19 protein-coding genes and 1 pseudogene are annotated in these 25,781 nt (G+C 33.4%); 3 read left to right on the top strand and 17 right to left on the bottom strand.

Features of this window, described 5'->3' with window-relative positions; genetic code table 11:
- Positions 1-90 precede the first annotated feature (90 nt).
- The 7 genes from SOJ_RS03240 to SOJ_RS03210 all read right to left on the bottom strand — a co-directional run bounded on the left by SOJ_RS03240 (position 91) and on the right by SOJ_RS03210 (position 8,148).
- On the bottom strand, positions 91-777 hold the full coding sequence (locus SOJ_RS03240; protein ID WP_002506654.1) for an LrgB family protein: 687 nt from the start codon (positions 775-777) through the stop codon (positions 91-93).
- A complete protein-coding gene (locus tag SOJ_RS03235; RefSeq protein ID WP_002506653.1) occupies positions 778-1,164 on the bottom strand; it encodes a CidA/LrgA family protein in 387 nt (128 codons plus the stop codon).
- Positions 1,165-1,511: 347 nt separating this feature from the next.
- Entirely contained in the window at positions 1,512-2,387 is an 876-nt protein-coding gene (cidR, locus tag SOJ_RS03230; RefSeq protein WP_002506652.1) for a cidABC operon transcriptional activator CidR, read from the bottom strand.
- A 344-nt stretch (positions 2,388-2,731) separates the two neighbouring features.
- Positions 2,732-4,201, bottom strand: a complete 1,470-nt coding sequence (gene nhaC / locus SOJ_RS03225; protein WP_002506651.1) for a Na+/H+ antiporter NhaC — start codon at positions 4,199-4,201, stop codon at positions 2,732-2,734.
- A 291-nt stretch (positions 4,202-4,492) separates the two neighbouring features.
- A complete protein-coding gene (locus tag SOJ_RS03220) occupies positions 4,493-5,467 on the bottom strand; it encodes an SMP-30/gluconolactonase/LRE family protein (protein ID WP_002506650.1) in 975 nt (324 codons plus the stop codon).
- Positions 5,468-5,713: 246 nt separating this feature from the next.
- Positions 5,714-6,994, bottom strand: a complete 1,281-nt coding sequence (locus SOJ_RS03215) for a hydroxymethylglutaryl-CoA reductase, degradative (protein ID WP_002506649.1) — start codon at positions 6,992-6,994, stop codon at positions 5,714-5,716.
- Positions 6,994-8,148 carry a thiolase family protein gene (locus SOJ_RS03210; protein ID WP_002506648.1) on the bottom strand — a complete coding sequence of 385 codons (1,155 nt, stop codon included), beginning with the start codon at positions 8,146-8,148 and terminating at the stop codon, positions 6,994-6,996. The genes SOJ_RS03215 and SOJ_RS03210 overlap by 1 nt, the downstream gene beginning before the upstream one ends.
- Positions 8,149-8,255: 107 nt before the next feature.
- Here SOJ_RS03210 and SOJ_RS03205 point away from each other — a divergent pair, with 107 nt between their 5' ends.
- Entirely contained in the window at positions 8,256-9,425 is a 1,170-nt protein-coding gene (locus tag SOJ_RS03205; protein WP_002506647.1) for a hydroxymethylglutaryl-CoA synthase, read from the top strand.
- A 244-nt stretch (positions 9,426-9,669) separates the two neighbouring features.
- Here the strand turns inward: SOJ_RS03205 and SOJ_RS03200 are convergent, their stop codons facing one another.
- Both SOJ_RS03200 and SOJ_RS03195 read right to left on the bottom strand, forming a co-directional pair.
- Entirely contained in the window at positions 9,670-11,253 is a 1,584-nt protein-coding gene (locus SOJ_RS03200) for a BCCT family transporter (protein WP_176722561.1), read from the bottom strand.
- 140 nt (positions 11,254-11,393) lie between these two features.
- Positions 11,394-11,927 carry a methylated-DNA--[protein]-cysteine S-methyltransferase gene (locus SOJ_RS03195; protein ID WP_002506645.1) on the bottom strand — a complete coding sequence of 178 codons (534 nt, stop codon included), beginning with the start codon at positions 11,925-11,927 and terminating at the stop codon, positions 11,394-11,396.
- A 117-nt stretch (positions 11,928-12,044) separates the two neighbouring features.
- On the opposite strand from SOJ_RS03195, the gene SOJ_RS03190 reads away from it, so the two are divergent.
- The gene (locus SOJ_RS03190) at positions 12,045-12,344 is read left to right on the top strand and encodes a YrhK family protein (protein WP_002506644.1); all 300 of its coding nucleotides are present in this window, start codon (positions 12,045-12,047) and stop codon (positions 12,342-12,344) included.
- A gap of 70 nt (positions 12,345-12,414) precedes the next feature.
- On the opposite strand, the pseudogene SOJ_RS03185 reads toward SOJ_RS03190, so the two are convergent.
- The 7 genes and pseudogenes from SOJ_RS03185 to SOJ_RS03155 form a co-directional block, all read right to left on the bottom strand.
- A pseudogene (locus SOJ_RS03185) lies at positions 12,415-13,799 on the bottom strand (MFS transporter).
- 235 nt (positions 13,800-14,034) lie between these two features.
- Entirely contained in the window at positions 14,035-14,727 is a 693-nt protein-coding gene (locus tag SOJ_RS03180) for an alpha/beta hydrolase (RefSeq protein WP_002506641.1), read from the bottom strand.
- 45 nt (positions 14,728-14,772) lie between these two features.
- Positions 14,773-15,237: a hypothetical protein gene (locus SOJ_RS03175; RefSeq protein WP_002506640.1), complete on the bottom strand. Its 465-nt coding sequence runs from the start codon at positions 15,235-15,237 to the stop codon at positions 14,773-14,775.
- Positions 15,238-15,392: 155 nt separating this feature from the next.
- On the bottom strand, positions 15,393-16,568 hold the full coding sequence (locus SOJ_RS03170; RefSeq protein ID WP_002506639.1) for a M20 family metallopeptidase: 1,176 nt from the start codon (positions 16,566-16,568) through the stop codon (positions 15,393-15,395).
- Between the two features lie 97 nt (positions 16,569-16,665).
- Positions 16,666-18,054, bottom strand: a complete 1,389-nt coding sequence (locus SOJ_RS03165; RefSeq protein WP_002506638.1) for an MFS transporter — start codon at positions 18,052-18,054, stop codon at positions 16,666-16,668.
- A gap of 355 nt (positions 18,055-18,409) precedes the next feature.
- Positions 18,410-20,704, bottom strand: a complete 2,295-nt coding sequence (gene aryK / locus SOJ_RS03160; protein ID WP_002506637.1) for a transcriptional regulator AryK — start codon at positions 20,702-20,704, stop codon at positions 18,410-18,412.
- 162 nt (positions 20,705-20,866) lie between these two features.
- Positions 20,867-23,395 carry an MMPL family transporter gene (locus SOJ_RS03155; RefSeq protein WP_002506636.1) on the bottom strand — a complete coding sequence of 843 codons (2,529 nt, stop codon included), beginning with the start codon at positions 23,393-23,395 and terminating at the stop codon, positions 20,867-20,869.
- A gap of 147 nt (positions 23,396-23,542) precedes the next feature.
- On the opposite strand from SOJ_RS03155, the gene SOJ_RS03150 reads away from it, so the two are divergent.
- Entirely contained in the window at positions 23,543-24,094 is a 552-nt protein-coding gene (locus SOJ_RS03150; RefSeq protein ID WP_002506635.1) for a TetR/AcrR family transcriptional regulator, read from the top strand.
- Between the two features lie 73 nt (positions 24,095-24,167).
- Here the strand turns inward: SOJ_RS03150 and pruA are convergent, their stop codons facing one another.
- Positions 24,168-25,712: an L-glutamate gamma-semialdehyde dehydrogenase gene (gene pruA / locus SOJ_RS03145; protein ID WP_002506634.1), complete on the bottom strand. Its 1,545-nt coding sequence runs from the start codon at positions 25,710-25,712 to the stop codon at positions 24,168-24,170.
- Positions 25,713-25,781 lie beyond the last annotated feature (69 nt).

Genomic DNA, 25,781 nt, shown 5'->3' with positions numbered 1-25,781 from the left:
TTTAAAATAGCTCCTTTCAAATTTCAATCATTTTAAATCGTTGATTCTTCTGATGTTGTTTGCAGTAAAATATCTAGTTCGTTTTAAAACTTAATATAATAAGAGGACTAGTATCGGTAATACAATAGAACTTAAAACGGCTGTTAAAATCATACCGATAGAACTAAAAGCGCCCGACTCATCATCTATTTCAAATGCTTGTGCCGTACCGAATGCATGAGATGCATTACCGTACGTTAAACCTTTTGCAATAGCGGTCTTAAATCTTCCCACTTTTAATAAATAAGACCCTAATATACTACCAATTAACCCTGTCGCGACGATAAACATAACAGTAATCGTATCTACCCCGCCCAGTTGGTTTGAAACTTCTATACCAACTGCGGCAGTCATAGAGCGTGGTAACATCGTCATAATAACTTCTCTTGAATAACCTAATATTTTCAATAAGCAAAATATAAACACAAAGTTTAATATCACTGCTGAGAAGACACTACTGAATATGATATTGGCATGTTTTAATATTTTATGACGGTTCTGATATAACGGAAAAGCTAAACAAACCACCGTACAGTTTAATAGATAATTAATCCATTGACCGCCAACCATATAACCTTGATAATCTACATTAAATAGAAGCAAGATCGTAATAATACCAATAGAAGATATGAGTGCTGGATTTAAAAACGGGTTTTTAAATTTTTGCTGTAATTTTTTAGCTCCAGCATACATAACAATTGTTAAGACAATCATTATCAAAGCATTTAAAAGTGTCATCTAATCTTGTCCATTCCCATATTCCGTAGTTCTAACCATTTTCTCCGCTATAAACCCTGAAATTAAAGCAACACAGCAAGTTCCTAAAATAATCATTGCGAAGAATAAAATGAAATTTAAATTAATCTCAGATACGACATCCATGACCCCTACAACGGAAGGTACAAAGAAAAATACCATAGTTGTTAAGAAAAAATTCGAACCTTTACTAACCCATTGTGATGGGATAATTTTAAATTGTAGTAAGAGAAAAAATAAGATTAAGCCTACGATGCTTCCTGCAATTGGAATGTGCAGAACCCTTTGCAAGACATTTCCAGCATACGTAATAGCCATAATCATTAATATTTGAAATAAAACTCTAACTACCTTTAGTGACATCTGCATTTTTATCATCCCTTTATCGTCATTTTTATTTGGTGTTTTATTGATTACATATACTAGTATAAGCCCGTACGTAATATAATAAAAATATTGATTATCAATGACACCTATTACTTTTTTTCATGTAAGCGATTGAATACATTATATTTCATTATATTAAACAATAATAATGAAACTTTAAATACTCATGCTTTTCATTCAACAGCCCCTGCTATTTCGGCACTTACATGACTTTACATTTGATTATTTATGTTGTTGCAAACAAAAAGAGAGCAGGAAGAAATCAAGTTTTGATTTCTTCCTGCTCTCATAAGACTGACTAAAGTCATAACCAACCTATATAAGTATTTTTATAACCTTTGTTTCATAAATTCAATCCACTTTTTAGTCGCATGACTTAAATATTTTTCCTTTTTCCATATAACGCCTAACTCCCAACGCATTGCTGGGTCATCAATTTTTATACTTTTAAAATTACCATCAAGTAAATTCACAATATTCTCTGGTAAGATACTCACACCAAGATGTGCGCTTAATAAATTTTCAATAAAGTTCCACTGAGAAATTTTAGAAATTGTATTTGGCACAAATCCTGAATTTTTAGCCGCTTCAATAATTTTGTCATTTAAATAGAAATCTTCATTAAATAGTATAAAGTCCTCTTCTTTTAACATACTCATGTTTATTTGTTCATAATTCGCTAATCTATGCTCTTTATTCAATACGAGTCTCAATTCTTCCTCATATAACAACACAGAGTGAAAAATGGACTGATCCACTGGAATTGTGGTAATACCAATATCAATCTCATCTTTAATTAACTGAGTCTCAATCATCTTCCCACCATTTTCCACTAAATTATATGTAACATTTGGGTATTTTTGATGAAACTCACCAAGTATATGAATAAACTTATTCATGTTCATCACTGCAGACAAACCTATACTGATATGACCTGTTTCTAAACCAAGTAGACTATTAACCTCTCTAGGCAAATCATTATAGAGCGTTAAAATTTCTTTGCTTTTCTGATAAAACACCCTACCAGCATCAGTCAATGCAAGTTGTCGTTTACTGCGGTCGAAAAGTGTCATGTTCAATTCTTTTTCTAAATCTTTTATTGCTTTACTAATCGTTGGCTGAGCAATATATAAAGATTTGGAAGCATTTGTCATACTATTTTGGTTTACAACTTCAACAAAGTACTTCATCTGTTTAATATCCATGCACGTACTCCTCTACTTGAAACATAATTAATACTTTCAAGTATACGTTTAAATTTTAATTTTTCAATATCAACTCATTACAAAAACGTTAATTCACAGACCATTATTATTTTTAAATAACTATCACAAACGAACAAATAAACGTGAAAAATGCACTCCTAAAAATTGAAACTAAATTCAACTTTGGAGCGCATTTATTTTTCAATATATTCGGACAATTTTAATTAATCAGAAATATATGTTTATGCACTTAATTCATATTATATTGTTTAGATTACTAACCTTGAATTAAATACAACTGTTACAAATCAACGTGTTGACTGCTTTTAAACCAAATTGCTATATTATGTTAGGTTCGCCTCTTCTTCTTTTCTATTTTGTTCAATTTCTTCTTTACTTAATCCTATAATTTTAAAACCAATATACCCAAATATAATAGATATGACTGGTACTGTATAATTTAAAATTGCATAAGGCGCATATTCTATAACAGACACTCCTAATGTCGAAGCAATAAATACACCACAAGTATTCCATGGTACAAATACAGACGTTAACGTACCGCCATCTTCTAAAGCTCTGGATAAGTTTTTAGCATGTAAATTTTTCTTTTTAAACGCCCCTGCGTACATTCTGGATGGGACGATAATTGATATGTATTGTTCCGAACATGTAAAGTTTGTACCAATACATGACACTATAACAGATGCAATTAATGATCCTGTAGATTTAGCAAATTTTAAAATAACCGAAATTAATGCAGTTAACATGCCTGAATATTCAAGCACACCGCCAAATGTCATTGCGACAAGTGTAAGTGAAATCGTATAGAACATTGATTCTAATCCACCACGGTTAAATAATTCATCAACGAGTTCATTACCAGATTCAATCGTGTAACCTGTTTGTAATGCTGTTAATCCATCTACAATCGAGTCACCTTGTATAAACAGTTGCGCGAAGAACCCTAATATAATACCTACGCAAATCGCTGGTATTGCTGGTACTTTGACTACTACAAGTGCGATGACTGCCAATGGTACTATGAGCAACCACGGTGTAATCACAAAACTATCTTGCATCGTAGTCAGTATTTCATCTATATTTTTGGTGTCAAAGTTTTTATCACCAAAACGTATACCTATAAAGAAAAATGCAACTAGTGATATCACCAAAGCTGGTATCGTTGTAAAAAACATGTGTTGAATATGTTCAAATAAATTAACACCAGACAAACCAGAAGCTAAATTTGTCGTATCAGATAATGGACTCATTTTATCACCAAAGTAAGATCCACAGATGACTGCGCCTGCAACCATACCTGGCGAAATACCCATGCTCAGGCCAATACCCATAGATGCTACACCTACTGTCGCCATTGTAGACCAACTACTACCTATAGCTAATGCCACAATACCACATAGCACAATTACTACTACTAAAAAGTATCTTGGGTCGATTAATTGCAGTCCGTAATAAATCATAGTAGCTACTACACCACTACCTATCCATGAACCAATTACTAAACCTACGAGAATAATGATTACTATAGCTGGTAATGCATGTCGAATCCCCTTATACATCATTTCCTCTACTTCGCTAAATGCGTATCCATGTAACATGGTTATAATAATCGCAACTGCCGTACCAATCATTAATGGTATATGAGGCTCTTTCTCAAGCACCGCTACCGTTAATAACATTGAAGTTATCATAATGATTAAAGTAATTAAAGCAGATGTAAGTCCTAATTCTTTCTTTGTTCTAATCTTTTCGCCATTATTTTTAGATTTCTTATTAAAAATAGTAGGCACCTCCCCTTTGTTATTTTATATCACACTTAACTTTTTATGCGCTTTCAACAGCGTATTTATTATTTAAAGGTAGTTATTATCACATTTGTAGTTATTTTACATCATTCAAACCACTTTTTTTATAAAGATAGGCCACTATTTTTTACAACTCGTTTTTTAAAACAACAAGTCACATCATATTCCCCCAATCTTTATTAAAGGGAATGACTATGTATTAAAAACATTAATATAGAAAAAATGTAACTCCGAGTCGAAGTTACATTTTTTCTATATCTGTTTATTCAATTAAATTTAATGAAATTGGTAACTCTGATGTCCCTTGGCAAAACCTTTAGCAGTAAATAACCAAGAGTCTCCACCCATTTCTATATCGTTCGCACTAATAATTAATTGATCTGTACCAGGAATAAAGGCAGGATGCGTTGATCTCAACATATGCCCTTGGTCACGCCCTGGTATCAAGATTTGACCTATTGGATAACCTTTTTTATTAAAAACAAGTACTCTTCCTTGACCATACATTGCAACATAAAGGTTGTCATCGCTATCAATGCAACAAGAGTCTGGACCTTCATGTCCTGTGAAGTGATAAGGAATAGAGGCACCAAATGGCGCAATCGTAACACCATCATCCAATAAATCTATGCGATGTAATCGATTTGCATTTGTCTCTGTAACCCACAATGTTTTTTCATCAGTACTTAAGGCCACACCATTGGCCACAGCAAGATTCTGAATGACAGGTGTGATTGTTTTATAATCTGGTGACACATAATAAACGCCACCTTTAGGATTTGTAGAATAACCACGGAAATCTGTAAAATAAAATCCACCTTTACTATCAAATACTAAATCGTCAACACAATATTCAGTATCAATATCTGAAACAATTGGAACTTCTTGATCACCTTCTGAATTTACTGCAAAGATACCTCCTGAGCTTTCAAAATCCCCCAAATAACAAACAAAAAGTCTTCCATCTTTATGTATTTTAACTGCTGCTGGATTTTGTTTTTGTGATTGAAATAGTGTTGTCACTTTTTTCTCTGGCAGGTCTACGTGAAAGATTGTACCTCCAAATACTTCACATAAAAGTAGATTCCCATCTTTATCAAAGCATAGCCCTTCAAGTTGTAAACCTTCATCAGAGATTTTCAGCCATTGTTCTGCCGTAACCGTTTGGATATCCGCTTCATGTGAAAGTATTGGCACAGCTGTACTTGCATTCCCTTTATATGATAATGCCGGAATGTTGTTGTTTTCCATTATTCATACCCCTTTTCTACTTTTTCTTATATAACAAGTATATGATAGTATTTTCTTAAAATAAAATCATAACCATAGCATTGGATAATAGAAATAGCGTTTTAACAATTTAACCAGAGATATTTATTTCTCTTCAAACTAAGCACGCTAAAGGGGAGTGGACATTATCGTGTCTCACTCCCCTAATACATCCACCTATGATTCAATCATACCTTTCACATTGAAGGTGCTTTATATATACTAATTCTATTTGTTCTCTCTTAATTGATCTAGCAATTGTTGTGCTGTAGCTGTATTGGCTCTTGGCTCAACTTTCAACATATCTGCGATTTGTGCGATTTCTTTACCTTCTGCACCCACAACAATGGCTAACGATTTATACTGTAAGCTCATATGTCCTTTTTGGATACCTTCTGATACTAATGCACGACAAGCAGCAAAGTTTTGTGCCAAGCCAACAGCAGCAACTACATGTCCAAGTTGTTCAGCGGAATCTACTTTCATTAAATCTAGCGCTGTTTTAGCAATTGGTAACACTTTTGTACCGCCACCGACTGTCGCTAATGTCATAGGAACTTCAATCGTCCCAACTAATGTCTGACGTTGCTCATCATAATGCCATGTTGCTAAGCCACGATACTGTCCATCTTTACTTGCATATGCATGTGCGGTTGCTTCAACACCACGTGTGTCATTACCTGTTGCTAAGACAACAGCGTGGATACCATTCATTACACCTTTATTATGTGTCGCTGCACGGTGAATATCTACTTGTGCTAATACAGAAGCACGTTCCATACGTTTCGCTACTTCTTGTCCATTGCGGCCATCTTTGGATAAAGCAGAAACTTCTATTTCACCTTGTACTTTAACTACAGACGCTGTCGCATGGTTAGATAAAATACTCATTAAAATATCAATATTGTCTAATTCATTTTTCAAATAAGCTGTAATACCTTCTAAAATTGTATTCAGCATGTTCGCACCCATAGCATCTTTTGTATCTACAAATACTTTTAATGACAATAAGCCTTCCGCTGAAAACGTATCAATTTCTATGCGGCGGTAGCCCCCGTCTCTTTCTAAAATTGAAGGATATACTTCATCAGCAATTTGTTTAATTTGTGGTTCCAATTGATTAATTTTTTGTGCAAGTGCCTGTGTATCATTTACGCCATCAAATACAATTTGACCAATCATTAAGCGTTCACTAGATACCACTTTGAAACCACCAGTTTGATTGACAAGTTTAGCACCATAACTTGCAGCTGCAACAACTGAAGGTTCTTCTACCATCATTGGCACGACAAATGGTTTTTGATCAACAATAATTTCAGGTAGTAAACCTACAGGTAAAGAACCTTGACCAATTACATTTTCAATCAAACTATTCGCAATCTCTTCAGGAATAAGCGGGTTATTTAGCAATACCGCTTTATTTTCATTGCTCAACCAGCCTTTTTGAACAAGTTGCTCTAATTTCTCTTCACGAGATAAATGACGAAATGACTTATCTAATGCTTCCATTATTTATGCCCCTTTTCAATTTCTAGTGCTATACCTAAGCCGCCGCCAATACAAGCCGTAGCGATACCACTTTGTTTATCCTCCTGTGACAATACATTCACAAGTGTCGTTACTAAGCGTGTACCAGTTGCACCGATTGGGTGACCTAGCGCAATCGCACCACCATATAAATTGAGTTTCTCTTCAGCTATGCCTAAATTATCTCGAACAGGGATACTTTGTGATGCAAATGCTTCAGTCATTTCAACTACATCTACGTCATCAATATGTTTACCTGTCTTATCTAATAATTTCGTAACTGCATGATATGGTGCATATCCCATATAATCAGGATCACAACCTATTTCAGCGTGTTCTCCTAGAAGCGCTAAAATTTCATAGCCTTGTTCTTTTGCATAAGCTGCGTCCATTAAGATAATAGTTGAACCACCATCATTAATACTAGATGCATTACCACCAGTAACTGTGCCATTTTCCTTAAAAATTGTTTTTAAAGTTGCAAGCTTTTCTATACTCGTATTGCCACGTATACCTTCATCACTTGTCATCCATTCACCATTTACGTCTTTTAAAGGTACAATTTCATTATCAAATTTGCCCGCTTCAGTCGCTTGATGTGCTTTTTGATGAGAATCATTTGCAAATTTATCTTGTTGCTCGCGTGTTACATCGTATTTTTCAGCTATTTTTTCTGCTGTGATGCCCATTGGCACATTTGAAAAAGCATCTGTTAAACCATCATGCATAAAGCTTTGAACAGGTGATTCTCCTTCTTTCAAAATAAGTTGTGGTGCGTTCGTCATACTTTCTACGCCACCAACTGCAACTACTTTCGCTTCTCCCAATTGGATTGCTTGTTTACCGAGGATAATTGATTTTAATCCTGAACCACAAACTTCATTAATCGTCATAGCTGGCGTCGTATTCGGTACACCTGCATTGATACTAATTTGACGCGCTGGGTTTTGTCCGCTTCCACTTTGTAACACATTGCCATAAATGACTTGATCTATTGTATTTGGGTCTAATTTAATTGCTTCTATTGCTGCTTTTAATGTTTTCTTTCCGAGTTCAACTGCTGAATAATTACTTATTTTCCCTTTAAATCTTCCAATTGGTGTACGTTTTGCACTTACGATTGCTATTTTATTCATTTTCAATCTCCTTTATTTACAGTTAATTTTAAATCATTGTATTTTATAAGCGTGATTTGGTATGATACAGGTGCTTATTTATATATAGAAAGGTGTCGATACGCTTTATGACAATTGGTATTGATCAAATTAATTTTTACGTTCCAAGATTTTATGTAGACATGGCTAAACTTGCAGAATCACGCCAAGTTGACCCAAATAAATTTCTACTTGGCATTGGCCAAAATGAAATGGCAGTTAGTCCAGTAAGCCAAGATATTGTTACAATGGGCGCAAATGCCGCAAAAGACATCGTTACTGATGAAGATAAAAAACAAATCAGTATGGTTATCGTTGCAACAGAATCTGCAATTGATTCTGCGAAAGCTTCAGCAGTACAAATACATAACTTGCTTGGCATTCAACCATTTGCACGTTGTATTGAAATGAAAGAAGCTTGCTATGCTGCAACACCAGCAATTCAATTAGCTAAAGATTATTTAGCACAACGTCCAGATGAAAAAGTATTAGTTATCGCTAGCGATACTGCACGTTACGGTTTAAACTCTGGTGGCGAACCTACACAAGGTGCAGGTGCAGTTGCTATGATAATATCACAAAACCCACGAATTCTTGAATTAAATGATGACGCAGTTGCATTCACTGAAGATGTCTATGATTTTTGGCGTCCAAGTGGACAACCTTATCCTCTCGTTGATGGCGCATTGTCAAAAGACGCTTACATTCACTCGTTCCAAGAAAGCTGGAATGAATATGCTCGTCGCTACAATAAAACATTAGATAATTTTAAATCATTATGTTTCCACGTACCATTTACTAAAATGGGTAAAAAAGCACTTGACTCAATTTTAACAGATTCTGTTGATGAACAAACAAAAGCACGCTTAACTTCTGGTTATGAAGATGCTACATATTATAATCGTTATGTAGGTAACATCTACACTGGATCTTTATACTTAAGTTTGATTTCATTATTAGAAACGCATGACCTTTCTGGCGATGATACAATCGGACTCTTCAGTTACGGTTCAGGTTCTGTAGGCGAGTTCTTTAGCGGTAAAATTGTAAAAGGCTACCAAGATGCACTTGATATTCAAGGACATAAAGACCTTTTAAACAATCGTACTGAAATTTCAGTTGAAACGTATGAATCATTCTTTAAACGTTTTGATAATTTAGAATTCGATCACGAAACTGAATTAGCTGATGAACCAAAAAATATTTTCTATCTTGAAAGTATTAATGATCATATCCGTAATTATAATACCTTAAATTAAATCTGAAATCACTTAATCGTATCATGATTAAGATGCATAATTTAAATTACCATATTTAGCTTATGCATTTAAATCATGTGCTAGGAAGTCTTTACTGAATTTAATAAATTTATGTATATAAAAAGCACATTCATGAAAAATGAATGTGCTTTTCTTTTTACTCAACAAACTAAAACAGAGGAGATATTTGTCAATTTACGACTGTATCTCCTCTGTTTTATGTACGTCTCATGTTATAACGTAATTATTTTTCTGCTTGTTCTTGTTCAATCTTACGTGTATATGCTTCGTATCGTTCTTTATTAGGTTGTAAAGTCAAACCTAGATATTTCCGTTCTTTGTTTGCATCTTTATATAAAGCAATCATCATTAATATCACTACAAAACTAAACGGTAGTGCTGATATGATAGCAGCAGATTGTAAGGCGTCTAAACCAGTATCTCCGCCAGCTAATAATAAGACATATGCAATACCTGCTAATGCTAATCCCCAAACAACTTTAACAAAAGCAGTAGGGTTTAACGTACCGTGTGCAGTCTGCATACCTAAGACATAGGTTGCTGAGTCTGCCGAAGTAATAAAGAATGATGCAATAAGTGCTAATGCAATCATTGAAAGAATAAATCCAAATGGTAATTCATTAAAGATTCCAAATAATTGTGTCTCAGGTGGTAATTTAAATAATTCACCTTGTTCTTGTCCAACTGTGATACCTGTTGTACCAAAGGCACTAAACCAAATGATACTAACCACTGTTGGAACACCTAACACTGCAACAACAAATTCTCTTATACTACGTCCTTTTGAAATCCTAGCGATGAATATACCAACAAATGGACTCCAGCTCATCCACCAGCCCCAATAATAGATTGTCCATGTTTGTAACCAGTCCGACTTTTGTTCATTTAACGGAGCAACGTCTAAAGTATTAAATAAAATTGAATTCAAATAGTCTCCTGTGCCACTTGTCATCATGTTTAAGATAAGTAGCGTTGGTCCCACAATAAAAACAATTACGAGTAGTAAAGCAGCTAACACCATATTCAAATTACTTAAATATTGAATACCTTTGCTTAAACCACTCCATGCACTATATAAAAACAATACAGTAACTACTGCTATAATTATACCTTGAACCAATGAATTAGCTGGTATACCAAATAAATAATTAAGCCCAGCGTTAATTTGAATGGCCCCTACGCCTAAAGAAACTGCAACACCAATTACTGTTGCAAAGACTGCTAGCACATCTACAACCGTGCCAATAGGACCTTCTACTCTATCGCCTAAAACTGGGCGTAGCGTTCTTGAAATCAAACCATTTTCACCTTTACGGAACTGTGAATATGCTAGTGCCAAAGCAACAACACCATACATCGCCCATGGATGAACACCATAGTCTAAAAATGAAGATTGAAACGCTTCTGACATGGCTGCTTTTGTTTCAGCATCTGCTGTTGGCGGTGCTAAATAATGCGAAATAGGCTCTGATGCTCCGTAGAATACTAAACCTATACCCATACCTGCACTAAATAACATCGCTAACCATGACACCGTACGAAATTCTGGTTTATCCGAAGGTTTACCTAGCTTTAATTTACCGATTGGACTAAATGCTAGAAATATGCAAAAGCCTAGTATTACAGTATATAACAACATATAATACCAACCGAATGTATCTGAAACCCAAGTAGACACACTACCTGTAATACTCCCAAATTGTTGAGGGAAAATTGCGCCAACCAAAACAAGTAATCCTATGATGGCAGCTGAATATATAAATACACTTGAAAATTGTTTTTTCTCTTTTGGCAAAATTCTCACCATCCCTTAAATTTTTAGCAAAGACGTGTAATAGAATACCATACTGAGTTAAATTATCAACTTAGTTAGAGTTTTTTTACAACTTGCAAGCGTATTTAAGTAACTTTTTTGAACATTTTAATTCATTGCTCAACCTTACTGCTTCAAGGCTTTGTACTATGCTTAGGTCTATAAAATGCATCCATATCCATTTTTTCTAATTTAAGTAACTCAATTTTGGTATCAATGCCACCACCATAACCGGTTAAACTACCATCTTTACCAACAACTCTATGGCATGGAATGATAATTGAAATTGGGTTGCTGCCTACTGCGCCACCCACCGCTTGTGACGACATTTGAGCTTTACCTCTTTTTTCCCCTATTATTTGTGCTATTTCACCATACGTTGCTGTTTCGCCGTAGGGTATTTCTAAAAGTGCTGCCCAGACTTGTTCACGAAATTCCGTGCCAGACGCTTTTAAAGGAAAATCAATTTCCGGAATATTTCCCGAGAAATATGCGTCTAACCAACGTTCTACTTTATCAAAGATAGGTTGTTCTGTTTCTACTAACTTATGGTCATATTTTAATTCGAAATCGGTTTGGTTGGGTAGCCACAAGCCAGTGATATGCTCTCCGTCAGATGTTATTGCAACGCGTCCGATAGGTGCTTGATAGTATCTTTTATAATGCATGATGTTCCCCTCTTTCTGTCCTTCTGAATTTGTTTTATCATAAATCTTTCTTGGTTTTATGTAAACCATTAAGGGAATGAGTAAGACAACTCAAGATATGTATGGGAGGCCTTTTCTATGTCTAAATCAAAGCAACAAAATTCTATTAACAAAAGTGCTGATTTAAATTTTAATACACCTCAAAGATCTGAACGTCTTACAATGATTTATAAAGCACTATACCAATTAAACGATGTTGTTCTTGGCATCATATTCTTAATAGGTAGTTTTTTATTTTTCAGTGATACTACTGTCACTATAGGTACAGTATTATTTGTAATCGGCAGTATACAGATGACAGTTAGACCGCTTATTGCATTGTCACATGATTTACATTTGGCACATAAATATAAAAAATTAGAAATGTATGACCAATAGTATACTTTATAATTCAACGTAATAAAGACCTCTGCAACGATAACGTTACAATGGTCTTTAATTTTAATATTTAACTATTTATTTTACGTGTCGGTATAATTAATGCACTCGCGAGAACACCACAACCAACAATACAAGCACCAACGATAAAGCCTGCGGTTGCCGCTGTATGTAAACTTTGTCCACTTTGCATGATCGCTGTGTAAATAGAAGTCATAATTGCAATACCAAATGCGCCACCAAGTGTTGAGCCCATTTTAAATATACCGGAAGCGACGCCCACTTTTTCTGGAGGTGTAGTTGAAACTGCAGTACTCAATGCAGGTGTTGCAAAGAGACCTGTACCGCCACCAAAAAAGACTGATGCAATTAACGCTACAACGATATACCCTGAGGTACCAAAGAACGTTAAACTAAATAATAATATACCTATTCCTGTAAATATTGGTCCGATAACCAACGCACGTTTCGCGCCAAATCTTTTAATGCTCTTTTCACCTAAGCGTACAACAATAAGTAGTGTAATCAAGTACGGTAAAGTAAGTAAACCTGCTTGGAACGCACTAAATTCCAACCCACCTTGTGCATACATATTAAATAAAGCAATGACACCAACGCCTGTGTTAAGTAAGAAGTTCGCAAGTACTGCGCCTATATAAGGTCTATTTTTAAATAATTCAAAATCGATAAACGGCACTTTTTGCCACGTTCTACTTTGAAGAACATAAATACACATATGATAAAGACAGCTAATAATATTAATGTTGGCGTACTCAGCCATCCCATTTTATAACCTTGTGTAATGACAAAACTAATACTCGCAATCATAATCACAAATATTGTAAGTCCTACATAATCAAAACGATTTGCTTTGTCTTTAATTAATTTACTTTCTGGTAAATGTTTTAATAGCATCAGCGCAACAAGAGATAATATAATCGACAAAATAAAGATAGATTGCCACGAAATAAATGTTGCCATTGCTCCTGCAAAGAAAGATGATAAACCTGTGCCGCCAAACGCACCAATCGACCAAAAACTCAATGCTTTTTGTCTTTCGTCCCCTTCAAAAAAGTCATTGACGATGGAAATCGTCGCTGGCATGATAATTGCTGCTGATAAACCTTGCACAACTCTACCTAGAATCAATAATACGACATTTCCTGAGACGATAAGCATAAGTGAACCAACGATGCTTAGTATGAGTGCAATACGTGTCATTTTCACTTTACCAAATTTATCTGAAATGTTACCTGCTACTACCATAAACACACCAGTAACAAATGACGTTAAACTTATAGAAATATTGACTATACCTGGACTAGCACCAAAAGTTGACTGGATTTGAGGCCCAATATTCAAAAATGACTGGGCAAATAACCAATAAGTTAATATTGATAATACAATACCCGTCAACAATTTACCCCCTGAAATTTGTTTCATTTTTTCTACCATAAAAGCATCCCCTATGTTTGTTAATAATATAAAGTTAGAATTTAAAAGACACTTCTCTTCGCAAATTACAAATGAGAATATTACACAATTAAGTTTACGATTATTTCTTTTAAAAATTCTTACACTTTAAATTTTATCATTAATTAAGCATAAAGGTCAGAATTTACATGCTATTATTTCGAATTTTCTGATAAATAATGGCTATAATTTGTCATTTTTTACGTGAGCAAATTAACTAAAATATTTTTTTTACCGCTTTATTAAAGTATTTTTTGAAATAAATTTGCTGGTGTAATCCTTTATTATTTGTAACGAAATGAAATGTTATTTGTTCAGAAATTAAGAGCTCATTTAGAATGTCTACGCCTTGTTCAGTTTGAGCTAAGATATTGGTATTGATCTCTGGATGTTGTTCATCTTCAAGCGTGCCAATATACCAATAAACATGTTCTTCTTCTTTAATAATAGGTTGCTGTTTCATAAATGTTAGAAAGCCTGGATACCATATTGAAGGTGAAATCAGTATATATGTGCCAAATGTATCTGGTTTCTTGAATAACGCATAGAGCGCAACTAATCCACCTAGTGACGCTCCAGCAATACTTATATCCAAGCGCTGTTCAGATACATTGAAACATTTTTTTAAATAAGGCAACAATTGATCAGAAATCCATAAGAGATAATCATCCACTGCACTATAAAATGCTTCATCTTCGACTTTATCTTGCCAAGCCGCATAAATTTTGTCATTATCATTCTGCATTAATCCTACAAATATGACTTCTCGTTCAATATCCTTAAATAAGTCATCACCATCTTGAACAATAACTAAAGGATATGGACCAGCTTTACGCTTAAAGTATCCTTTAGGTAATTTCACTTTAATATCACAGTGTTGAAAACGAATATTAAAATTCCTTATATTCATAGCAATCAACCCTCTTCCTATTCACCTTCATTAACTCAGGTGATTTTATAGAAAATTATATAACCCGATATCATTTTCTTTCGCATATTCTAGAGCAAGTATTTCTAAGATATTAATTAGTGCAGGGTTACCTTTAACTTTGATATATTGGAATTTCAAATTATGTTCTTCTGCTTTAATATTTTTTAATTCTGATTCATCTAAATTTTGTTGCGCTACATAGGCTTTTCTAAATTTTGCTGTGCCAGCATCTGATTTCACATTGAATTGTGCAAGCTTATCATTTAAATCTTTTTGAGTAAGTTTGTATCCAGTCATAAACCCACCTGCTTGTCCTACATATAATGGTTTTTTATTTTTAAAGATAACAAAAACACCCTTTTGTTCTTGAACTTCACTTCTAGTTTCTTTATCAAATGTAAGTGCCTTTGACTTATCATATTTGAATAATTTTTTTAACGACTTATTATAATCTTCAAGCAATTCACTTAGTTTTTTATCTGCATTCATTTCACTCATCCTTTTTCATTGTTTTATTATTCTATATATACACTTTAATGCGCTTGCATAAACTACATGAAAAATGAGAATAAAATTATGCACACAAAAATAAAGGTTGTAGCCCAGTATAATAAGCTACAACCTTTATTTTATGTTTTAATAGTTTATTTTAAATAATTGAATACGGTAACGCCCACTGCTTCTGCAGCTACGCGTAATGATTTTTCACTGATATCAAATTTAGGATGGTGATGCGGATGAATGTCACCATTGTCAGGTGCAGCACCTGCATAAATAAATGTGCTCGGTATAGCTTTAGCATAATATGCAAAATCTTCAGAAGGTGGTTGTGCTTCACATCTTTCTATACCTTTAATTGCATCTGTATCAGCACTTTCAATAGATTCTACAACAAAATTCGTAAACTCTGGATCATTGTACAATGCAGGATAATCGACATTATATTCTAATTCACATGTCACACCAAACATTGCTTCTAAGCCATCTGTTAAACGTTTAACCTCTTTTTTAATCGTTTGTTTGGTTTCATCAGTCAAGGCACGTACATCGCCCTCTACTTCAATACTATCTTTGATTACATTAAATTGTCCTTTACCGTCAAATGAACCAATTGTTACAACGCCAGTTTCAAAAGGATTCAAACGTCTTGAAACTATTGTTTGTAAAGCATTAACAAAATATGCACCAGCTACAATACTATCATTTGCCGTATGTGGTGATGAACCATGTCCTCCTTGGCCATTCACTTTAAGTTTAAAGAAATCTCTACCCGTTTGTACATTACCTTCACGATAATATACATTACCAGATGGCATATGACTCATCACATGGACACCTAATACATGGTCGACACCATCTAAGACACCATCTTTAATCATCGCTTGTGCACCGCCTGGAGGTACTTCTTCAGCAGGCTGATGAATAACAACAACTTTACCTTTAAATTGATTTTTCAATTCAATAAGTGTTTCAGCAAGAATTAGCATATATGCGGTATGTGCGTCATGACCACAAGCATGCATCACGCCTTCATTTTTTGAAGCAAATTCTAACCCAGTATCCTCTTGAATTGGTAGTGCATCAAAATCAGCACGTATTGCAATCGTCTTACCAGGTTTCCCACTATCGATTGTCACTTTCAAACCATTAGGACCTATATTCGTTTCTACTTCACAATCTTTATCTTTATAAAAGTCTTCAATATACTTAGGCGTTTCTTCTTCGTGGAAAGATAGCTCAGGATATTGATGAAGATAGCGACGTATCTCAATCATTCGATTTTCTTTCTCTTTCAATATATCTATTAATTGTTTCACCATAACAGTTCCTCCTATATTAAATATATTCAACTTATTTACATTATATACTTTTTGAGTGTAATTTATGTGTTAGAGCATTTGTTGAATAACGTAAATGTTATGCCTTTTTAAATGATGGGACAGTAATCAATATGATAATTAACGATAATAATGCCATCAACACATTGAGTAATAATCCTATTAATGCGCCAGTTTGGACATTAGTAGTACTTGCCACGATACCATAAAGTGCGCCTGATAACGCGATACCAAATGCACCACCGAGTGATGAAGCCATTTTATAAATACCAGAAGCCACGCCTACTTTATCTTCAGGTGAATTTGAAATAGCCATATCAGTTGAGGGTGTAGCATAGAAACCGAGTCCCAAACCATAAAGTAAATATCCAATGATACAAACGACTACATAAATTGTGCTTGGTAAAAATGTAAGCGAGATTAAAATTATACCAATCATATTAAAAAATGTGCCGAGCATCATCGGCTTTTTAGCGCCTACTTTTTGTAGAATCTTTTCTCCTACTCTAATCATTAATAATACTGTTACCAAATAAGTAATAGATAATAAACCAGTTTGGAATGCATTAAAGCCTAAACCTTGCTGCACAAATGTGTTAGCTACTAACAGTGCACCTGCTACACCATTTAATAAAAAATTAGAAAGTGTGGCACCTGTATATGCTTTATTATTAAAAAGTTTGAAATCGATTAATGGATTTTGTTTTTTATTTTCCAATTTAATAAAACTTATTGTCGAAACTATAAATATTATTATTAAACCTATAATGATTGGTGAAAAAATACCCAATGATGCACTTTGTGTGATCACCACATTAATACTTAACATCATAACAACAAATAATAGTAATCCTGTGTAATCAAATCCTACCCTAGTTTTGCTAACTGATTTTGTTTCAGGTGTGCCTTTTATTAATAACATCGAAACTAAGGCGATGATGATAGACAAGATAAATATCCATCTCCATCCTACAAATGTCGATACCATCCCGCCAAATAAAGATGCTAAACCTGAGCCTCCCCATGAACCGATAGACCAATAACTTAAAGCACGTTGTCTATCTTTCCCATCAAAATAAGCTTTCATTATGGCTAATGTTGACGGCATAATTGCTGCAGCAGACAACCCTTGAATCACTCTACCTACAATAAGTAAGATAGATAAGTTACTCACGATAATCAATAATGAACCAATAATACTAAGCCACAAACCAATATAAGTTATTTTTACGCGTCCAACTTTATCAGCGAGACTACCTGCACCTACCACAAACATTCCTGAGAAAAGCGCAGTAATACTCACCGCAATACTCACTGTTCCTATATTACTGTTAAAAGATTGCTGCAAAGTCGGTACTACATTTAATAGTGATTGTGCAAACAACCAAAAGGTGACGACCCCTAATACAATTCCTAATATTAATTTATTATCTCCTTTATATGTCTGTACATTTCCTTTTTGAGTCATTTTTTATCCTCCTAAATTAAATTTTCAAATGACAAACAGGAAAGATAAGCCTAATTGTAAAATGTTTTTCTCTTAACATCCTCAATCAATAACGCTCGCTATCCTTTATAAAAAATATTGTAGCGCGTAATTTTAGATCTCAATATAGCGTATTTGTTGTTTTTATATCTTATTTATAACGCATTCGATTTATATTACTTCTATGACAAAAATGTACATATTGATTTTTGTCATCAATAATTATTCTCACGTTTAAATATAGGATTAATGATACTTACTCGAAATAAAAACTAGAGAATAGGCCAGACACTCTACTTTTTAAATGAGCTTCCGTTGTCCAACCTCTAGTTGCTTTTTAGCTATATTTTTTATCAAAATATCTTCTAAATTCAATAATTTGAATTGCATTTGTAAGTAATTTTAAGTGATATGTTATTGTATCGATTATATCTACTTCACTTACGTCCAGTTTGGGAAAAGATACTCGATTAACATAATTAATCGTTTCTTCATCCATGCCATGTCGCGTATTATATTGTTGCCATATTTTATATAACGCACCATGGTTTTTATCTAATGTTAGATGCTTAATTTTGTATGTCCCAGGTAATAAATCAAAAATATTTATTTGATACTCTTTATGATTTAAGTCATTAGAGGAATCATTCAAAGTAAAATAAGGGTTATAATGTTCTGCATCCCAGAGCACAATTTGAAAATGCTCGGTATTACCTAAAGCAATACAATTTCCATTTCTATACAAGATGTTTTTTAATAATTTTTTAAAAAACATACTTGTAAAAAAAGCAGGTCTTTTACCATCAAATTGATGGTATAAATCAATACCATTTAATTCTTTTTTTATATCTTTCTGACTATATTTCTGATGTATCTCAAAATTCAACCAGTATCCAATCATATTAATATGGCCATTCATTTCTATAAGTTGTTCAAAAATAATGCCTGCTCTAAAATATTCTCCATTTGTCAGATTTGTATTGCCTATCAATGTATTCCAATTCAATAATGTAAAGGAAATTTTTCGATTTTTTACATCTAACCATTCCATAATTTTCTTTAATTTGAGCGTGATGTGTTTCTTAGCTAAATTAAATTGGTCACTCTCGATAGATTGAAAATTAATTATGTCATTTTGATTTGCACAGAATGCAATACTATCAATATGTTGCTTATGATCCTCTAAAATGCGTTTAGCTATGTGTACTTCTGCTTGATTTTCAATATTAAAGTTCAGTACAATTTTGATATTTTTAAAATACTGTTTAAATAATGTGATTATTGTTTGAGAGTTCTGTTCATCTATATAATTTATGTAAAGTACTAGATTAAATAAATGACTATCTGGAACTGTGTTATAAATATGTTCCAATACATATACCAATTCTTTATAATAACTTTTGAACTTCGAGATTGCTTTCGGTGGATTTATCTCTATGCCTAAACCAATGTGATACATGAGTAAAAAATTCAAGCATTCATCTATCTTCATATAACGGTGTACATTCGGTATAACTTCATCACTTTCGATAATTTTATCCTTAATAAAACCTTCTCTAATCGGATCTTTAATCAGTACATGATTTAATCCTATACACTTTTTCACTTCTAGTAATTGTTTTCGATATCTTTGAATGAGTAATACGTCTAAATTTCCTATTTGTATTACATGTTGATAATGCAAAAGTGTTTGTTTTGAGTCTTTTAAAGTAACATCAATGACTTTTTCTGCTTCAGTTGATTGGATAGCACTATCGACAGGTTGATTGATATAATCTGATAAATAGTGCAAATAAATTTGATATGCAATATTTTCATTTTCTTCATATAGATTTTCACTCAAATGTGTATCTTTATATTCCCCCCTATATTGCGTAGGTGTCATTTGTGTATCTTTCTTAAAATGTTTCAGTAACATGTTAGAATTGCTAAAACCATTTTTCAAAGCAATTTGCGTAATTGTGTTATCTGTATAAATCAAATCTTCCTTACAATGCTCAAGTCTTATGTGAATCAGATATTGATTGAATCCCATTCCCATTTGCTGTGTGAAAATTTTTGATAAATACGTAGTGCTAAGTGCTACCTTTTTGGCTACTTTAGTTAACGAGATATCATTGGTGTAATTACTTTGAATATAGTTACATACAAATTCTACTCGATAGTCATTTAACATTGTTTTATATGATTCGTTCATTTTTGTCGGTAAGAATCGTACAATTATAAACATTAAATTTATTAACTGCTGTTCTATATACAAACGATAATACTCCCCCTTTCTAATATCCACAACGCCTATCATTGCAATAGCATTTACGATTTGTTTATAAATAACTTCTTGCAAACTCCCTTTTTCTAAAATTAAAATTTTATTATTATAATCATCTATATATTGCTTTAAGTAACTTTCAGTTAAATGAATAGAAATATAGAGTGTATCTTTATTTTCTATGAAACGAAATTGCTCACGATGATTAACAATAAAAATATCACCTTTCTGGTATTCATATATTTCATTATATTTCCATACTATCAATCTACTTCTCAGCACTAACACAAGGCGTAGTCCATCATTTATGCTAACTGTTACCTTGTTTGGTTCATTAAATTCTACTTGATAAAAAGTTTTCATGATTCACCTCTTTATAATTCAATATTTTAATAAAAATTATAAATTTAGCTATAATCTACGCTATTTTGTTGATTTTTGGACAAAAAAACTGCCAACAAAATCTGAAATTTTGTTGGCAGTAATTGATTCTCAATATAATTAAGAATCCTAATATATTTAGACTTATTTTTTATTAATCGTTTTCTCGATTAATTCATTCAGTTTGTTAATATTTTTACTTTGTTGCGCTAACAGTGACATAACGTCTTCATCTTTGTTTTCTGTACTTGATGTTGTATTACGTTCTGTACTGTTATCTACATTATTAGCGTCATTATTATCGCTGTAATAATGCGGTTGTTTTTTACCTGCTTGATAGTCTGCTAATGCTTGATATAAGAAATCTGTTTGCGCTGTTTGTTGCGCAATCTCATCATATAGCATTTTAGTTTTTCTATCAACTGAAATTGCATTACTATTTTTAGCTGTTGTCGTTGATTGTTGGTGAATATTGAATGTACGATCATAACTTTCTTTTGAAGTACTCACTTTCTGAGCAGGCATCATACTTTGTAATTCATGTCCTTCAATATCCACACTTGGTAAAATTCTATTTAACCATGCTGGCATATACCATGATGCTTTACCAAACAACTGTGTCAGTGCAGGTATCAATAGTAAACGAACGACAAATGCATCGAATAATACACCGAAACCAAGTGCTATACCCATTGATTTTATCATCACATCATCTTGGAAGACAAAAGCGATGAACACACTGAACATAATTAATGCTGCAGCAACCACAACCGGGCCACTTTCTTTAATACCCACTTTAATAGAATGTTCGTTGTTACGTGTCTTACTGTATTCTTCATGGATACGTGACATTAAGAACACTTCATAATCCATTGCGAGACCAAATAATAAACCGATTGTTATTACTGGTAAGAATGCGAGTAATGGGCCTGTCGTATCAACACCAAACAGACCAGACATGAATCCTTCTTGCATGATTAATGTCGTAAAGCCAAGTGTTGCTACTAATGATAATACGAATCCTAGTACTGCCTTCAATGGAATAATAATTGAACGGAATACTACCATTAATAGAATAAATGCTAAAGCTACGATAACACTCGCAAATAATGGAATTGCTTCATTTAATTTTTGAGACATATCAATGTTGATTACACTTTGACCAGACACTTCTGTTTTGAAATCATATTTATCTTGTGCATCGTCATTATAATCTCTTAAATCATGGACTAAATCATTTGTAGATTGTGCGTTAGGTCCTTTTTCAGGAATTACAGCAACTAAGGCATAATCTTTACTATCACTTAGTTGAGGAGGCGTCGCCATATCCACGTTATCCATACCATTAATATCTTTTGTCAGATCTTGTAAATCTTTTTGTAATGCTTGAGGATCATCTTTCTTATCTTTAACATTCACAAGCATAGCAATTTGGCCATTATAACCTTCGCCAAATTTGTCTGAAATAATATCATATGCTTTTTTCTGTGTCGTATCTTCCGATTTCATACCATCATCTGGAATACCTAAACGCATATCACTAATTGGGATTGCTGCTACTACTAAAATAATAAGTCCAATTAAGACTGCTGCTAAAGGTTTGCCTACAACAAATTTTGACCAAGCTGTATCAACATCGCCTTTAAATTCTGATTTACTTTGTTTAGGCTTAATGCTCTTATGGAAAATGCTGATGATTGCAGGTAATAATGTTAAAGCACTAATTACCGCTACTAATACACTAATAGCTGACGCATAGCCCATGACTGCTAAGAAGTCTATGCCAACGAGGGCTAGCCCACAAACTGCAATAATTACAGTTACACCAGCAAAGATAACAGCACTACCAGCTGTACCTACAGCTAAACCGATAGCTTTAATATGATCTGGTTCTGTCTTCACTATTTGACGATATCTAAATAGTATAAACAGTGCGTAATCTATACCTACTGCAAGTCCAATCATAACGGCTAACGTCAATGTAACGTTTGGAATATCAAACGCGTAAGTAAGTAATGAAATAATCCCTACGCCTGTACCCAAGCCAAGTAATGCACTGATAATTGGCATACCTGCCGCAATGAATGAGCCGAACGTAATTAATAATACAACGAATGCTACGATAATACCTATTATTTCTGAAGCACCGCCAATTTCAGTAGACTCCATTCCTGAACCCATTAATTCAGCTTGTACATTATGTTTATCTTCTAATTTTTCAACTTCATCTTTTACATTATCTTTAGAATCTGCTTTTAAAGCTGTAGCAGACACATCATAATTGACATCCGCAAAAGCAGTTGTCTTATCTTTACTTATTTGTTTATTATCATAAGGATCTGAAACATTCTTAATATCATCATCATTGTCTTTAATGTCATTCAATGTGTCTTTGATATCTTTAGTCATATCTTCCTTAACTATGCCATCTTCAGAATCGCTCTTAAATACAATTCTTATTTGTGCTTTTTCACTATCCTGGTTAAATTCATCTTCTATTTTTTCATTTGTATCGAGTGATTCTAAACCGTTCATAGTGATGTCATTATCAAATTTAGGTGAACTTATTGTAAGTGGTATAATAATTGCTGCGAGTAAAACGACCCATGCAACAACACTCCACCATTTATGTTTTGCAATAAACGAACCTAATTTATACAAAAACTTTGCCAAACTATTGCCTCCTAATTTAATCAACGTTATAGTTTATACATATAGTGTAGATTATTTATATTAACATTTTACAAGCTAAGTCGTATTATAAAAAGAACTAATTATGCCAATATGTCTATTTAAACTACAAAAAGGGAGAAGTGTAGAATGAATGAAAAAGATCTCCGTGTTATTAAAACAAAACGCGCGCTGTCTAAAAGTTTTTATGATCTCTTGGAAAAACATCCTTTTTCAACAATTACCGTAAACCAAATTTGCAACGAAGCTTTGGTACATCGAACAACTTTTTATAAACATTTTTACGATAAATATGATTTACTTATTTATTTAATTACCTATTTAATGAAGGATTATTTTTCAATTGATTTTAAAGAACGCATTAACAATCCATTTACTATTATGGAAAAAACAATAACAGATATCGATGAACTTAACAAAGTTAAAGAAAAGCAAATAGAAGACAAAGATTTTGAACGAACGATTACAAATTATTTCATCCGTGTATTACAAAATGACATTAAAGATAATATGTCACGTATTTCTGTAGATCCGAGTGTTCCAATCGAACTGATTTTTTATGTATATGGCGCAAGTTTATTTGGCTTTATGGAGTGGATGCGCGACCACAATATTAAACGCCCGGCACACGAAATAGATGAAATCTTTCATAAAATGATTAATATCAAAGTAAAGACGTAAAACAATAAATTCACGCCAAAAAACCTCTCACTGCAAAGCAATGAGAGGCTTTTAAATTATTTTATAATTTTAATTAGAACATTTCTGAAGCGACTTTTTGTTCTAAGAAGTTTAATAGATAGTCTGGGCTACCTGTCTTAGCGTCAGTACCTGACATTTTGAAACCACCGAACGGGTGATAGCCAACAACTGCTGCAGTACATCCACGGTTAAGGTATAAGTTACCTACATCGTATTCTTCAACTGCATGAATCCAGTTTTCACGATTATTAGTAATTACAGCACCTGTTAAACCATAATCTGTATCGTTAGCAATGTCTAATAGTTCTTCAAAGTCGTTGCCTTTAACAAAGCCAACCATCGGACCAAAGATTTCTTCTTGCATGATTTGGTCTCTTGATTTTAAGTCTGAGATGATTGTAGGTTCAATAAAGTATCCAGTAGTACCATCCGTACCACCACCGAACTCTAATTTACCTTCTTTGCTACCAATTTCAATATAATTTTTAATTTTATCAAATTGTTTTTTATTAATAACTGGTCCCATGTTCGTGTTATTCTCAGTATTGCCCAATGTTAAATTCTTAGTTAATTCAACTGATTTTTTCAATACTTCATCATATACATCTTTGTGTACGATTGCACGAGAACACGCTGAACATTTCTGTCCTGAGAAACCAAATGCAGAACTTACAATAGATTCTGCTGCTAAATCAGTGTCGATATCTTTATCAACTACGATTGCATCTTTACCACCCATTTCAGCAATAACACGTTTTAAGAACTTTTGTCCTTTTTGTACTTTTGCAGCTCTTTCAAAAATTCGAGTACCTGTAGCAAGTGAACCTGTGAAAGTTACAAAATGCGTGTGTACGCTATCTACAAGATAGTCACCTATTTCTTTTGGATCCCCTGGTACAAAGTTAACAACACCTTTTGGTAATCCAGCTTCTTCTAAAATTTCAATTAATTTATATGCAGTTAATGGTGTATCTTCTGCTGTTTTTAAAAGTACTGTGTTCCCTGCAACTACTGGCGCTAATGTCGTACCAGCCATGATTGCAAACGGGAAGTTCCATGGTGGAATTGTAACACCAGTACCAATTGGTTTATAGAAGTATTTATTATGTTCTCCTTCTCTATCCAATGTTGGTTTACCGTCTGCTAATTCCATCATTGATCTCGCATAGTATTCAATGAAATCAATACCTTCTGCTGCGTCACCTACAGCTTCATCCCATGGTTTACCTGCTTCGTAAACCATCACTGCTGAGATTTCTTCTTTACGACGTCTAATAATTGCCGATACTCTAAGTAAAAATTCAGCGCGATCTTTGTGTGACCATTTCTTCCATGATTTATAAGCTTCGTTTGCAGACTCAAATGCTTTATCTACATCTGCTTGAGTTGCTTTTGAAACTTCTGCAATAACTTCAGTAGTATTGGCAGGGTTGATAGATTGATACGTATCTTTTGTGAATATTTCTTCCCCATTAATTACTAAAGGAATTTTTTGATTTAATTCACCTTTAACTTTCTTTAAAGCCTCTTTAAATGATTCTACATTTTTACTGTCTGTAAAATCGATACCTGGTTCATTCTGATAATTAACTACCATTTTTCTACCCCCATGTCAGTTTGTAAATAGAAAACACGAATGGAATTATTCCACTCTTGATTTTATTGT

The organism is Staphylococcus sp. OJ82 (genome assembly GCF_000294465.1).
Lineage (GTDB): Bacteria > Bacillota > Bacilli > Staphylococcales > Staphylococcaceae > Staphylococcus > Staphylococcus equorum.
Note: the sequence above shows the minus strand (reverse complement) of the source record. Positions and strands in the feature narration are given on the sequence as shown.